At 74.1% G+C, this 14,129-nt stretch carries 12 protein-coding genes; 7 read left to right on the top strand and 5 right to left on the bottom strand.

Going from position 1 to position 14,129, the window contains the following annotated elements; all coding sequences use genetic code 11:
• The first annotated feature begins 48 nt into the window (after window positions 1-48).
• The 6 genes from EDD28_RS04705 to EDD28_RS04680 all read left to right on the top strand — a co-directional run bounded on the left by EDD28_RS04705 (window position 49) and on the right by EDD28_RS04680 (window position 7,546).
• Window positions 49-1,248 (top strand): CaiB/BaiF CoA transferase family protein, encoded by a 1,200-nt coding sequence (locus tag EDD28_RS04705; RefSeq protein ID WP_123738556.1) that lies wholly within the window; start codon window positions 49-51, stop codon window positions 1,246-1,248.
• A gap of 43 nt (window positions 1,249-1,291) precedes the next feature.
• The gene (locus EDD28_RS04700; protein WP_170169357.1) at window positions 1,292-2,626 is read left to right on the top strand and encodes a sugar ABC transporter substrate-binding protein; all 1,335 of its coding nucleotides are present in this window, start codon (window positions 1,292-1,294) and stop codon (window positions 2,624-2,626) included.
• Window positions 2,627-2,692: 66 nt separating this feature from the next.
• A complete protein-coding gene (locus tag EDD28_RS04695) occupies window positions 2,693-3,619 on the top strand; it encodes a carbohydrate ABC transporter permease (protein ID WP_123738554.1) in 927 nt (308 codons plus the stop codon).
• Window positions 3,620-3,621: 2 nt separating this feature from the next.
• Window positions 3,622-4,476 (top strand): carbohydrate ABC transporter permease, encoded by an 855-nt coding sequence (locus EDD28_RS04690; RefSeq protein WP_123738553.1) that lies wholly within the window; start codon window positions 3,622-3,624, stop codon window positions 4,474-4,476.
• Window positions 4,477-4,529: 53 nt separating this feature from the next.
• Window positions 4,530-6,002, top strand: coding sequence for an MFS transporter (locus EDD28_RS04685; RefSeq protein ID WP_123738552.1), 1,473 nt, complete (start codon window positions 4,530-4,532; stop codon window positions 6,000-6,002).
• Window positions 5,999-7,546, top strand: coding sequence for a M20/M25/M40 family metallo-hydrolase (locus EDD28_RS04680; RefSeq protein ID WP_123738551.1), 1,548 nt, complete (start codon window positions 5,999-6,001; stop codon window positions 7,544-7,546). The genes EDD28_RS04685 and EDD28_RS04680 overlap by 4 nt, the downstream gene beginning before the upstream one ends.
• Before the next feature lie 34 nt (window positions 7,547-7,580).
• Here EDD28_RS04680 and EDD28_RS04675 read toward each other — a convergent pair whose 3' ends face one another.
• From EDD28_RS04675 to EDD28_RS04655, 5 genes are all read right to left on the bottom strand, one after another.
• Window positions 7,581-8,204 (bottom strand): hypothetical protein, encoded by a 624-nt coding sequence (locus EDD28_RS04675; protein ID WP_148059548.1) that lies wholly within the window; start codon window positions 8,202-8,204, stop codon window positions 7,581-7,583.
• Entirely contained in the window at window positions 8,201-9,997 is a 1,797-nt protein-coding gene (locus EDD28_RS04670; RefSeq protein ID WP_123738549.1) for an alpha/beta hydrolase, read from the bottom strand. Before EDD28_RS04670 ends, EDD28_RS04675 begins: the two co-directional genes overlap by 4 nt.
• Entirely contained in the window at window positions 9,994-10,293 is a 300-nt protein-coding gene (locus EDD28_RS04665; protein WP_123738548.1) for a hypothetical protein, read from the bottom strand. The genes EDD28_RS04670 and EDD28_RS04665 overlap by 4 nt, the downstream gene beginning before the upstream one ends.
• On the bottom strand, window positions 10,286-10,795 hold the full coding sequence (locus EDD28_RS04660; RefSeq protein WP_123738547.1) for a hypothetical protein: 510 nt from the start codon (window positions 10,793-10,795) through the stop codon (window positions 10,286-10,288). The genes EDD28_RS04665 and EDD28_RS04660 overlap by 8 nt, the downstream gene beginning before the upstream one ends.
• Window positions 10,796-10,909: 114 nt before the next feature.
• Window positions 10,910-12,247, bottom strand: coding sequence for an MFS transporter (locus tag EDD28_RS04655; protein WP_123738546.1), 1,338 nt, complete (start codon window positions 12,245-12,247; stop codon window positions 10,910-10,912).
• Between the two features lie 208 nt (window positions 12,248-12,455).
• Here EDD28_RS04655 and EDD28_RS04650 point away from each other — a divergent pair, with 208 nt between their 5' ends.
• On the top strand, window positions 12,456-14,027 hold the full coding sequence (locus EDD28_RS04650; RefSeq protein ID WP_123738545.1) for a DUF7059 domain-containing protein: 1,572 nt from the start codon (window positions 12,456-12,458) through the stop codon (window positions 14,025-14,027).
• The last annotated feature ends 102 nt before the right edge of the window (window positions 14,028-14,129 follow it).

Here is a 14,129-nt window from a genome sequence, read left to right as displayed (position 1 = left end):
GACGGAGACGGCTCCTGTGCGCGGGCGTGTATCGAGGGAGATACCAGAATGTTGGACGGAATCAAGGTGGTGTCCCTGACCCACTATCTCCAGGGACCTTCCTGCGTTCAGTACCTCGCCGATCTCGGTGCGGATGTCGTCAAGGTCGAGAAGGTGGGCGGCGCCTATGAGCGGCACTGGTCGGGGGCCGAGTCCTATCTCGGCGACGAGAGCGTCTTCTACCTGCTGGCCGGCCGCAACCAGCGCAGCATCGAGCTGGACCTGCGCGACCCGCGCGGGGCCGAGGTCCTGTGGCGGCTCGTCGAGGAGTGCGACGTCCTGGTGCAGAACTTCCGGCCGGGGGCGCTGGAGCGTCTCGGCTTCTCCTACGAGGCGGTCGCCGCCCGGAACCCGTCCATCGTCTACTGCGCGCTGTCCGGCTACGGGCCGCGCGGCCCGCTCGCCGGGGAGCCGGGGCAGGACCTGCTGATCCAGTCCATCAGCGGGCTGCTCGATCTCACGGGCGGCGCGGACGCCGGTCCGACGCCGGTCGGCACGGCCGTCGTCGACCAGCACGGCGCCACCCTCGGGGCGCTCGGCATCCTCGCCGCGCTGGTGCGCCGCGCCCGCACCGGGCAGGGGTGCCGCGTCGACGCGAACCTGCTGTCGGCGGCGCTCAACCTCCAGCTCGAGCCGCTGAGCTACCACCTCAACGGCACCGAGCTGTACCCGAAGAGCGCGACGGGGCTGGCCTCGCGCTTCCACCAGGCCCCCTACGGCGCCTACGAGACCGCCGACGGCTGGCTCACGATCTCGCTGTCCGCGGGCGACGCGCTCGCCGACGCGCTCGAGCTGGACGCGCTGCGGGGCTCGACCCGCGCGGAGCAGTTCCGCCGGCGGGAGGAGGTCAGCGACCTCGTCGGCACCCGGCTGCGGGAGCGCACGACCGAGCACTGGCTCGCCGTGCTGCCGGAGCACGGCATCTGGTGCGCGCCCGTGCGCACGTACGCGGACGTCGTCGACGACCCGCAGGTGCGCGCCAACGGCGCCTTCCTCGACGCCCACCTGGCGAACGGCGAGGACGCGCGCCTGCTCGCCCATCCCATCGCGTACGACGGTGACGTCCCGGGCCTGCGGACACCGCCCCCGGTCTCGGGTGCCGACACCGTCGACGTCCTCGAGTCGCTCGGGTACCCCCCGGACGTCATCCGGGACTACCTGGCCTCAGGGGTTGCAGGTCGGTCCGGCGCCCTCCCCCCAACCCCGTGAGCCCCAGCTCGTCAACCACAACCGGTCAGCAGAAGGAACGACAGTGAAGTCACAGCGAACGACCAGGACAGTCGGCGCCCTCCTCGGGGCGTCCGTCGCGCTCGGCGCCCTCGCGGCGTGCGGCACCCAGAGCGGCGGCGGCGACGCCACCGGAGACGGCGGCACCACGGACGGGAGCGGCGACACCGTCACGCTCACCCTCCTCCAGGCCAGCGGCGCCGAGACGTGGGAGCCCGTGATCGACGTCTGCGAGGCGGCCCTGCCCACCATCAGGGTCGAGCAGCAGGTGGTCCCGTTCACCGAGCTCATCGCGCAGATCCAGTCCCGCCTCGGCGCGCAGGACTCGTCGATCGACCTCATCGCGACCGACCCGCCGCGCATCCCGTCGATGGCGTCGAAGGGCTGGCTCGCCGACGTGAGCGACGATCTGCCCGCGATGGAGGAGGCGCTGCTGCCGGCGTCGCTCACCTCCGTCACGTGGGAGGGCAAGCAGTACGCCTATCCGATCTGGACGAGCGACGTCTTCGTCTTCTACAACAAGGAGCTCCTCGACGCGGCGGGCATCGCCTACCCCGGCCCGTCCGACGCGGACCGGATGACGTGGGAGGAGCTGACGTCCGACGCGGCCGCCGCCGTCGCGGCCGGAGCCGCCAACGGCATGCAGTTCGAGCAGGTCGACCGGTTCTACCCGCTGCAGCCCGTCATCGCCTCCGCGGGCGGCGGGCCCGGCCTGACGGGTGACGGCAACCTCGAGCCCGAGGTCGACACGCCCGCGTGGGTGGAGTTCGGCGAGTGGTACCGGCAGATCCACGCCGACGGCACGGCTCCGAAGGGCATCGACGCGACGCAGACGCGCGAGCTGTTCACGAGCGGTCAGCTCGCCTACTTCATCTCGATCCCCGCGCACATCCCCGACCTGCAGAAGAGCGAGCTGGCGGACGGGTGGGGCATGGCGCCCCTGCCGTACTTCGAGGGTGGCGACGTCTCCACGCCGACCGACTCCTGGTCCGTCGGCGTCAGCGCCTACAGCGAGAAGCAGGAGGCGGCCCGGGAGTTCGCGAGGTGCGCGACCCTGACGGCCGAGGGCGCGATGGCCCTCTCCAGCGTCTACGCGCTGCCGCCCGTCCACCAGGAGGCCCTCCCGGCCTACTTCGAGCGGATCGGTGAGATCGCGCCCGACGCCACGGCTGGGTACGAGGAGCTCTTCGCGATCGACACGGCCGAGCACGCCGTCCACCGTCCCGCGAGCATTGGCTACGTCGAGTTCGAGACGATCATCAGCAAGGCCTTCGCCGACATGCGCAACGGCGGCGATCCCGCCTCGGTCCTCAGCTCGACGCAGGACTCCCTCGAGCGTCAGCTCAGCGAGCTGCGCTAGCCCCTCAGCCCAGCGCGCGGGGGCGGACGAGGTCCGCCCCCGCGCGCGGTCCAGGAGAGAAGACAGATGACCCAGTCCGACGGCCTGCCCGCCCCGGGGCGACCCCTCGCCGGCGGCGCCCGGCGGGCACCGCGGCGCCCGCACCTCTCGGCGCGGACCCGCGTCGGCGTCGCCGCCACCGGATTCCTCCTGCCCGCCGTCGCGCTGCTCGTCGTGCTGCGGGTCGTGCCGCTCGTGCGGGCCGGGTCCGACGCGTTCACGAGCCGGTCGGGGGCGCTGACCCTCACGGTCTTCGAGAACCTGTTCGGCGACCCCGACTTCCTCAACACGTTGAAGGTGACGCTGCTGTTCTCGCTCATCGTCAACCCGTTCCAGATCGGGCTCGCGCTGCTCCTCGCGGTCGTCCTCGTCCAGCACATCCCGCTCGTCGGCGTGTGGCGCGCGCTGATCCTGCTGCCGATCGCGATCCCGCAGACCGTCTCCGCCATCGTCTGGGGCGTGCTCATGCGGCCGGACGGGCCGCTCAACGCCATCCTCGGTGCCGTCGGGATCGAGCCGGTCCCGTGGCTCATCAGCCCCGACCTCGCCCTGTTCTCGATCGTCATCGTCGCGAGCTGGGTCGGCGTCGGCTACTGGATGACCTTCCTCGTGGCCGGCATCAAGGACATCCCGCCCAGCCTGTTCGAGGCCGCCGAGCTCGACGGGGCGACCGGCGTCCAGCGGTTCTTCCGGATCACCCTGCCGTCCATCCGACGACAGCTCCTCTTCGTCCTCGTGGCCGACAGCGTCGCCAACTTCCTGCTGTTCGTCCCGGTGCGCATCCTGACGCGCGGCGGGCCGCAGGGGTCGACCAACACGATCATGAACAACATCTTCGAGCGGGCCTACCTGTTCGGGAACTACCCGAGCGCCGCGGCGGCGACGCTCGTCCTCATCGTCATCGTCATCGCGGTCGTGGGCCTCCAGTTCCGACTGCTCCCAGGGAGGGAGTGACCATGGACACCGAGCCGATCTCGGCGCGCCAGCGTCGCGCCGGTCGCTGGTCGCTGCTCCTCGCGGTCCCGGCCGCGCTCGTGAGCATCGGGCCGCTGGCGTGGAGCATCACCTCGTCGCTGCGACCGACGCGGGACATCCTGGCGAACCTCTACCCCCTGAGCTGGGAGACGATCGTCCCGACCAGCCTCACGCTGGAGAACTACGCGGGCGTCCTGAGCGGGAACTTCGTCGCGGCGCTCGGCAACTCGGTGGTGGTCGCGCTCGCCTCCATCGTCGTCGGGCTGCTGCTGTCGTCGTCGGCCGCGTTCGCGCTCGCCGTGCTGCCGTTCCGCGGTCGCGGCGTCGTCTTCTCGCTCATGGTGGTCAGCTTCCTCATCCCGTTCGAGGCGATCGCGATCCCGCTGTCGTCGAGCTTCCGCGACTGGGGCCTGAGCAACACCTACCTCGGGCTGATCCTCCCCGCGGTGGGGAACGGGTTGGCGATCTTCCTGCTGCGGCAGTTCTTCCTCGGCGTCCCGGCCTCGCTGGGCGAGGCCGCGCGGATGGACGGCGTGTCGTGGTTCGGGGTCTACTGGCGGATCTACCTGCCGCTGTCGCGGGCGGCGCTGGTCGGCGCCGGGCTCATCATCTTCGTCTTCCAGTGGCAGTCCTTCCTCTGGCCGCTCCTCATCGCGCCGGCGCCGCAGATGAAGGTCGCCTCGGTCGCGATCGCCGACTTCGCGCAGGAGCTCGGGGTCGACTACGGCCAGATGTTCGCCGGGGCGGTCCTGACGGCCCTGGTCCCGCTCGTCCTCATGCTCGTGTTCCAGCGGCAGTTCACCGGGTCCCTCGCGTCGTCCGGGAGCAAGGAGTAGCCCGAGGTCACCACCGGTCGTCCGATGTCGGAGCCGTGCGGCAGGATTCCTCCATGACTCAGTCGTCACCGCGGACGGGTAGGGCTGCCCGCTCCCTGGCGCTCGCGGGCGGCATCGTCGGGGCGCTCGCCGTCGTCGAGTTCGCCTCCGGCGTCCTCCAGGGCTACTACGCCCCCGTGCTCAGCGACATCGCCCGCCGCCTCGACATCCTCGACGCCGACGTCAACTGGCTCGAGGCGGCCCAGCTCCTCGTCTCGGCGATCGTCGTCCCCGTCCTGGCGAAGCTCGGCGACATGCTCGGGCACCGCCGGGTGCTGCTGTGGTCGCTCGCCGTCACCGCGCTCGCCTCCTGGGGCGTCGCGGTCGCGCCGACGTTCGGCACGTTCCTGCTGCTGTGGGCGCTGCAGGGCTTCTACGTGGTGTGGCTCCCGCTCAACGTGGCGATCATCTTCTCCCGCGCCCGGCGCCTGCCGGACACCGCGGCGCTCACCCGCCGCGCGTCCGGGGTGATCGTCGTCGCGCTCCAGAGCGGGGCCATCGCGGGGGCGCTCCTGGCGGGTCAGCTCGGTCACCTGGTGCCCAACCTCACGGTCGTGCTGGCCGTCCCGGCGCTCGTCGTCACCATCGCGCTCGTCGTCGTGTGGCGCCTCGTCCCGGACAACCCGGAGCGCGCCGGCGGGCGTCTCGACACCCGCGGCGCCGTCCTGCTCTCGCTCGCGCTCCTCGCGGTGACCGGCGGCCTCGGCATGGTCCGGCTCAACGGCATCACGGCGTGGGTGGTGCTCCTCGTGCTCGTCGGCGTCGCGATCGGCTGGGTGTTCGTCCGGGTCGAGCTGAGGACCGAGAACCCGCTCGTCGACATGCGCCTCGTGGCACGGCCCGCGCTGTGGCCGGTCTTCCTCACGGCCGGCCTGTTCGGGGTCAGCGTGCTCGGCGCCCAGGGGCCGCTGTCGACCTTCATGCGGACCGATCCCGACGTGTACGGCTACGGCCTCGGTCTCACGTCGGCCGCGTCGTCGTACATCATCGGGGGCTACGTGCTGTCGGTCCTCGTCGGGGCCGGCGTCTTCGCCCGGGTCTCGGCCCTCCTCACGCCGCGTCTCGTGCTGGTCGGCGCGGCCGCGCTCGTGGCGGTCGGCTACCTCGCGCTCGTCCCGTTCCACCACGGCGTCGCCCAGGTGCTCGGCGGCATGGTGGTCGCCGGCCTCGGCTCCGGGGCGCTCGTCGCCGCCCTCCCGGCGGCCGCGGCGGCGGCAACGCCGCCGACGCAGACCGCGATGGCGACCGGCTTCACCAACACGGCCAAGACCGTCGGCGGGTCGTTCGCCAGCTCGGCGTTCGCCCTCGCCCTCGCCTCCGGGGTCGTCATCGCCGCCGACGGGGGTCCCGCGACGGCCGGCTCCCTGTCCGGCTACCTCATCACGTGGCTGATCTGCGGCGGGACGGCGCTCGTCGCCGTCGTCGCGCTGCTGTTCGTGCCGCGGGTCGCGTTCACCTCCGTCCCGGTCGAGGCGGCCGCCGGATGAGTCGCGTCGGCCGGGGTGTGGACGGGGGCGCGGGCGCGCCGCCCGCGGACGGAGTGCGCCCCGCGGCCGAGCTGGCCGAGCTGCTCGCCGCGATGGTGCGCGAGGAGACGGTGGCGCCCGAGGTCGGGACCGACGGCGACGTGGTCGACGACGCGGCGGCGGACGCGGCCGACGCGCCCTTCCGGCGGCTGCACGCCCTCCTGCGCCGGCACTACCCCGCGGTCTTTGCGACGGCCGACGTCGACGCCGTGGGACGGAACGGGCTGCTCCTGCGGCTGCCGGGCGATCCCGGCCGGGCCGAGGACGAGAACGGTGCCGAGAACGCGGCCCGGGCGGCGGCCGGCGGCGTGACGGTGCTCGGTCCCTGCGTGCTCATGGCCCACCAGGACGTCGTCCCGGCGCCCGGAGCGGACGAGGACTGGGCCGGGGCCGGCTGGACCCACCCGCCGTTCGCCGGCGTCGTCGCCCCGGGGCCCGACGGCGAGCTCACGGTCCACGGGCGCGGCACGCTCGACGACAAGGGCGCGCTCCTCGTCCTCCTCGAGGTGGTCGAGTCGCTGCTCGTCTCGGGCTGGCGTCCGGTGAACGACCTCCACCTGCTCCTCGGCGCCGACGAGGAGCGCACCGGGACCTGCGCGCAGGCCGCGGCGCACCTGCTGCGCGAGCGCGGCGTCAGCCCCGCGTTCGTCCTGGACGAGGGCGGCGCCGTCGCGGTCGACGCGTTCCCCGGGGTCCGCGAGCCGCTGGCCGTCGTCGGCGTCGCGGAGAAGGGGCTCACGACGCTGGAGGTGAGCGTCGAGGCCGACCCGCGCCGCGCTGGCCACGCGTCGACCCCGCCGAGGCGCAGCGCGACCGCCGCGCTCGGCCGCGCGGTCGCGGCGCTCGAGCGCCACCCGCACCCCGCCGTGGTCGACGACGTCACCGTCTCGCTCCTGGAGTCGCTCGCGCCGCACCTGAGCGGCCCGCTCGCCGCGGTCGCGGGTCGCGCGGGATCGCTGCGCGGGGTGCTCGCCCGCCTCCTGCCCCGCCTCGGTGGCGAGATGGCGGCGCTCGTGCGCACCACGACCACCGCGACGCAGCTCGTCGGCTCCGCCGCGCCCAACGTCATCGCGGCCCGGGCCGTCGCCGTCGTCAACATGCGGGTGGCGACCAGCTCGACCGTCGCGCGGGCGACCGCCCACGTCGACCGCGTGGTCCAGTTGGCCGTCCACGGACGGCGCCGCCGCGCCGGGGACGGGCTCACGGCGCGCGTGCGCGTCGTGGCGGCGAGCGAGCCGAGCCCACCGGCGCCGATGGACGCGGGCTGGGACCGGATCGTCCGGGCGGTCGAGAGCTCCTACCCCGACGCGGTCGCCGTCCCCTACACGATGCTGGCCGCGAGCGACTCCCGGTTCCTCGTCCCGATCTCCGAGCGCGTCTACCGGTTCGCCCCGCTGCGGATGACGGCGCGCCAGCGCGCCGGGATCCACGGGGTCGACGAGAACGTCGGCGCCGAGGCGCTGGTCCGCGGCGTGCGGTTCTACCGCGCGCTGCTCGCCCCCTGACGCTCGGGCGTCCTCCGGCGGTCCGGCGCGGCGCTCAGTCGACGAGGCCGGGCTCGCGGTCCCGGTCGCGGAACTCCTCGTCGTACGCCGCGAGGTCGTCCTTCGTCACCCGGATCTCCTCCGCGCCGAGGTAGCCCAGCTCGAGGCGGTGCGGCACCTCGACGCTCTCGCCGCTCGTGCTCACGGCGTCGGTCGCCGCGAAGTACCGCAGGGTCAGCGTGTGGGTGCCGTCGGCGGAGATCCGCTGCGCGAGCGCCGGGTAGAGGTCGGAGTGCTGCTGGCCGGCGTCGGGCGCCGGTGAGGCGGAGGGCTGGTAGCCGAGACCGGCGAGGATCGCGTCGAGCTCGTCGTCCGTGGGCGCCGGCCGCTCCTGCGGCAGCGCGATCTGCACCTCGAGCTCGTACCGCGCGAGGATCGGGTTCCAGCCCGCCGTGCTGGTCCGCATCGTGCCGACGGCCGACGACGCGGTGCCGCCGATCGCCGACTCGATCCTGGGCAGCTCCGCCTCGGCGGCCCCGATGATCGCCGCGCGCTGGGTCGCGAGCTCGCCCGCTCCCGCCGTCCCGGTCGGGCCGCCGTCGCCTCCGCCGCCGCTCGTGCACGCGGTCGCGGTGAGCAGCGCGGCGACGAGCACCGCGGTCAGTCGGGCGCGCCTCACCTGTCCGGCCCCCGGTTCGGGTCGATCGGCGTCGGCGTCCGGCCCCACTCGGGATCCTGCGGACCCGCGTACCAGGGGTCGTGGACGTAGCCGGCGCGAAGCACCTCGTCGTCGTCGTCCACGATGATCTGCCCGAGGTTGAACAGCGACTCCGACCCCGGGGTCCAGTACCGCGAGTGGTCGGCCGCACCCGTGGCCAGCCCGCTGATGAGGATGTCGCCCTGCGACGGCTGGTCCTCGAGGTCGCCGAGGTTCCGGTCGGGGTGCTCGGCCTGGAACCGGATCGCCCCGAACGTGTCCTCGCCGACGTCGCGGCCCTGGCTCAGCCCGCCCGCGTTGATCCAGCCGTTGTTCGCCGTCATGACGACCGGGTCGCGGCTGGCGTTGCCGGCCCACACCGTCGCGGAGCCGAGGTCGGAGGCCGACCCGGCGCTCCCGGCGCCGGGGCTGCCGATGTAGACGAGGTCGTCGACCATGTCGCCGAGCCCGTGGTCGGTCGCGGCGTAGGACATGGTGACCGAGCCGTAGCTGTGACCGATGACGGTCATGTGCGGCTGGTCGTCGCCCCGCGTCGCCTGGAGCCCGGAGACGTACTGCGCGAGCCGCTCGCCCCCGGCCTCGGCGTTCCCGCTGCCGTAGGTGTGGACGTCGCCCGGCCCGGACGGGTGGTCGTACCCGATCCACATGAGGACGGCGGTGGTCGAGCCCGGGTCGGACAGGCGGGCCGAGTCGTAGAGGTTGCCGGCGGCCTCGGTGTAGGTGCCGGCGCTCGTGCCGTCGGTCCCGATGCCGGGGACCAGCGTCGAGACGTTGTCGGCCGTGTCCGGGTTGCCGACCGCGATGGCGATGGTGCCGTCGCCGCCGAAGGCCGTCGGGTCGTACAGGTGGAGCAGCCCGCCCGGCTTCTCGTTCGTGATCGGGTCGGTCCAGGCGTCGGCGTCCTCGAGCGCCGCCTGCGCGGCGCGGGCGTTGTCCAGCCGCCGCTGCTGGTCCGGGTGCAGGTAGGTGCCCTCGGCCTCGAGCCCCTCGAGGGCCTCCAGGTCGTTGTCGAGCAGGATCCGGTTGGCCTGGTCGCGCACGTCGGCCGGCAGCCCGTCGGCCGAGCCGATGAGCTCCGGGTTGGCGGCGATCACGGCGAGCCGCTCGTCCTCGCTGAGCCCGTCCCACCAGGCGGCGACCTGCTCCGGCGTCGCCCCCGACCCGGGTGCGCCGGGCCTGGTCATCGCGGCATCGGCCGGGTCGCCGCCGCTCGTCTCCTGCCGGGCGAGCTCCAGCGTCGCGTAGCGGGCAAGGGCGTCGAGCATGTCGGTGTCGTTCGCCTCGACGTCCCGCTGCCAGGCCGCGATGTCGCTCGCGACGGCGGCCTCCGTCCGGGCGAGGGTCTCGGCTCGGGCGCGGAGCTCGGGCACGTCGTCCTCCGTGCCGGCCGCGATGTCGGCGAGCAGGGTCGAGCGGCGGGAGGCGTAGTCCTGGGCGTCCGTCTCGAGGAGGTTGCGCACGGCCTCCAGGCGCAGCAGCTCGTCCCCGTAGCCCTGCGCCGCGCGGGCGACCGCGCGCAGTGTGAGCGACATGGTGCCGGCGTCGGTGGCGACGCTGCGCACGTGCCGGGCGTAGCCGTCGGACGCGTCGCCGGACCAGCCGTCGATGGTCGACGTCGTGGTGGCCGTGGTGTCGAGGTCGTCCAGCGTGGTCGAGGCGCGCAGCAGCTCGTCGGCGAAGGTCTCGACGGACGCGGCGTCCCCCGGCAGCTCGGGGATCTCCGGCAGGGCGGGTGGGACCTCGATGGTGCTCACGGCGTCTCCACCAGCCAGCGCTGGAACGTCCCCTGGGCCATGACGTCCACCATGATGTAGGCCCGCCGGCCGGCGTCCAGGTTCTCCGCCACGGTCTGCGCGCGCTCGGCGGCGCCGGTCACGTGTTCCGACCAGGTCGTGAGGAAGGTGCGTGCAGCTGACGCGACGTCCGGGCTGAAGCCGCTCGTCGCGACGCCGGAGAGGTTGCCGCTCGCCTCGGTGAGGCGCTGCTCGGTCTCGCCCCACTGGACCGAGACGTCCTCGAGCGTGCGGGGGTCGACGGTGACGTCACCCACGGCCGGCCTCCGTCCGCAGCGACGTGCGCAGCTCCGGTGCCACGCGCACCGCCGGCCCAGTCACGACGACGCCGAGCGCCTTGGGGGAAACGGTGAGGCGCAGGGTCTCCTCGCCGCGGCCGGCGTCGATCCAGACGAGCGCGTCGCTCGGGTTGAGCCGCGCGGTCCAGCCGAGGTCGGCGACGCGCCGGGCGAGCTCCGCGCCGTCGCCGACGCCCCATCGGCCGGGGGCGAGGTAGGCCTTGGCGGTCGGGCGGAGCGTGTCGGGGCCGGTCGGGGCCCAGCGCAGCGTCGGCTCGGCGCCCCAGCAGGACAGCGCGTCGGTCGCCTGGTAGACGTCGGCGACGACCGCATCCGCGATCCGGTGCGCCGTGGCCTCGTCGACCGCGGCGACCGGCTCGCCCGTCGGCTCGGTGGCGTCGGACTCGCCGGCGGGCGCGGCCGACTCGGGCAGGAGGACGAGGGTCACCTCGGGGTGCAGCTCGCGGAAGCGACGCCACATCGGGTCGCCTGGCTCTGGATGAGGCGGTTCCAACGGGTCCGGCGTCGGATGTTCCATGGATCGCACCCTACTCGGTCGGCCTGGACGGAGCCGGAGGCGTCGGGTGGGCGGTCGCTAGGAGGTGACCGCCCGCGCGTCCCCGCCCCTGGCCGCGTGGGCCGGCACGCGCAGCGGCAGGAACGCGATGAGGCCGATGGCGAGCACGACGACGATCCCGAGGATGCCCCAGAGCTGCGCGCCGCCGATGCGGATCGCGACGGTGAAGGCGAACGGCGAGAGGAACGCCACCGCGCGCCCCGTCGTCGCGTAGAGCCCGAAGTTCTCGTTCTCCAGCCCGAGCGGGGTGAGGCGGGCGAGCAGCGCGCGCGACGCCGACTGGACCGGACCGACGCAGGCCGAGATCACCATGGCGCAGACCCAGAACGCCGCCGTGCCGTCGAGCAGGAGGATGCCGACGCCGGCCGCGATGATGACGCCGAGCCCGCCGACGATGAGCACGCGGGAGCCGGCCCGGTCGTCGAACCGGCCGAACAGCCAGGTGGAGACACCGGCCACGAGGTTCGCCGCGATGCCGAGGTAGATGACCTCCTCCTGGGAGAACCCGAACGAGCCTGCCGCGATCACCCCGGCGAAGGCGAAGACGCCAGCGAGGCCGTCGCGGAAGACGGCGGACGCGAGGAAGAAGTGGAGCAGGTAGCGCTGCTCGCGCCACATCGTCGCGATGCGGCGGACGATGTCCCGGTAGGCGCCGAGGAAGGAGAACCGCGGGGCGTCCCGGTCGGCGGGCGGGGTGTCCGGTCCGATCAGCAGGAGCGGGAGGCAGAAGACGGCCGTCCAGATCCCGGAGAACAGCGCGACGTACCGGATGGTCTCCGGCTCCTTGCCGAGCACGAAGAGGAAGAGGCTGGCGACGAGGGCGACGAGACCGCCGAGGTAGCCGAGCCCCCAGCCCATGCCGGAGATGCGGCCGAACGTGGACGGCGTCGCGATCTGCAGCAGCATCCCGTTGTAGAAGACGCCGGCGATCTCCGACACCACGCTCGCGAAGGCGAGCATCCACACGGCGTAGCCGAGCCAGCCCGGGTCGGGCATGACGACGACCATCGCCGCCATGCTCGCGGCGAGGGCGATCGTGGAGATGCCGAGGAGCTGGCGGCGTCGCCCGATCCGGTCCGCGAAGGTGCCCATGACGGGGCAGAGCAGCGCGATCGCCACGCCGGCCCAGGCCTGCGCGTTGCCGAGCGCCGCGGAGCCGACCGTCTCGTTCTCGGCCACCGCCGAGGTGATGTAGACGGAGAACACGAAGGTGAGCACCACCGTGTTGAACGTCTGCTGCCCCCAGTCCCACAGGCCCCAGGCCGCGACGACGCGGCGGGGCGCGGGTCTGCCGGCCAGACCGGGCTCCCGCTCGGGGGGGACAGGGGCCGGAACGAGGACGCCGTCGTGATCCACACGCCGACCCTAGCGTGGCCACCGGTTCCTGGCCCGGGTGCCGCGACCGGCCGCCCCGACCGGGTGTCCGCTCCCCGCGGGTCGGCGCCGCGCCCCGTGGCCCGCGATCGGTGCGTCAGCGCTGTGACCTGCGTCGATGCCGTGGCCCGAGCCGTGGGCGGCGCCCCGATCCGCGGAGGGCGGACGGCCTCCGGCCTAGGCTGACCCGGTGACCGAGCGTGTCCCCGACCTCGATGCCCTGCGGGAGCTGCGCGTCGACCTGCGTTCCGACCTGGCGCCCGTGACGGTCGACGCCGTCCGCGCGCTGCTCGGACCGGTCGCGTCGCGCGCCCTCGACCGCGAGCAGACCGTCCCGGCGCGCCGCGCGCTGGAGCGTCCGTCCGGCGCCGGGATCGCCACGTTCGTCCGGCTGTTCCAGCTCGGCGAGACCGTGACCGCTGACGACGTCGACGCCGCCTTCCCGCGGGTCGGGTCGGCCGGGCTGGCGCGGCTCGGGCTGGTCCGGGTGGGCGACGGCGCGCGGGGCGGCGGCGTGCAGGCCGTGGTCGAGCTGTCGCCGTACAGCGCCGAGGACGCGCGGGGGCAGCTCGACTGGTGGATCGCGTCCGACCTGTCTGAGGTGGCGCGCGGCGGCGCGGTGCTGCCGGCGGGTCACGTGCTCGGCATCGGCGGCGCCTCCCGCACGCTGGCGCAGCTCACGACCCGGCGACCGGTGGACCGGGTGCTCGATCTCGGGACCGGGTGCGGCATCCAGGCGCTGCACGCCGCGCGGCACGCGCGGATCGTCGTGGCGACCGACGTGGACGAGCGGGCGCTGGCCCTCACCCGGTTCAACGCGCTGCTCAACCTCGGTCCAGACGACGGGCAGGTCAGCACCCGGCTCGGGTCGATGCTCGAGCCGGTCGCGGGGGAGACGTTCGACCTCGTCGTGAGCAACCCGCCGTTCGTCATCACGCCGCGGGTGCCCGACGTGGTCGAGTACACCTACCGCGACGGCGGCGCGGCCGGTGACGACCTGGTCCGCGACCTCGTGCGCTCGCTCGGCACGGTGCTGGCGCCGGGCGGGGTGGCCCAGCTCCTCGCGAACTGGGAGCACCGGGCGGGCGAGCCGTGGCCGGACCGGGTCGGGGCCTGGGTGTCCGGCCTCGGGCTGGACGCGTGGGTGGTCGAGCGCGAGGTGCAGGACCCGGCGGAGTACGCGGAGCTGTGGCTGCGCGACGGGGGCCAGACGCCCGAGCGCGACCGGGACGGGTACGAGATCGCCTACCGGGCGTGGCTGGACGACCTCGCCTCGCGCGCCGTCGAGGGCGTCGGGTTCGGGTTCGTCACGCTGCGGCGGCGCGCCGCCGACGGCACCGACGCGGCGCAGCCGTGGCTCCGGCTCGAGGAGGTGACGGGGACCGTGGCGCAGCCGCTCGGTGCGACCGTCGCTGACGTCCTCGACGCGGTGCAGCGGTGGGCGGACGCCGACGCGGCCGAGCTGCTCGCGCAGCGGTGGGTCGTGGCCGGCGACGTCACGGAGGAGCGGTTCCACTCCCCGGGCGAGCCCTCGCCGTCGGTCATCCTGCTGCGCGCCGGCGGCGGGTTCGGCCGGACGGTCCGCTGCGACACGGGGCTGGCGGCCTTCGTCGGCGCGTGCGACGGGGACCTCGCGGGATCGCAGATCGTCGCGGCGCTCGCCGCCCTGCTCGACGTCGACGCCGTGGCGCTCGCGGCCGAGCTCGTCCCGCAGGTCCGCGGTCTCGCGATCGACGGCCTGCTCCGGCCGTGCGCCGACTGACGTAGCGCGAGCGCCGACCCGTCAGGGCCGGTGCTCGGGCAGGAGGTGGCCGTCGCCTCGTCCGTCGCGAGGGAGCTGACCGCCGGGGTCGCTCCGTCCACG

The organism is Salana multivorans (genome assembly GCF_003751805.1).
GTDB classification, from domain to species: domain Bacteria; phylum Actinomycetota; class Actinomycetes; order Actinomycetales; family Beutenbergiaceae; genus Salana; species Salana multivorans.
Note: the sequence above shows the minus strand (reverse complement) of the source record. Positions and strands in the feature narration are given on the sequence as shown.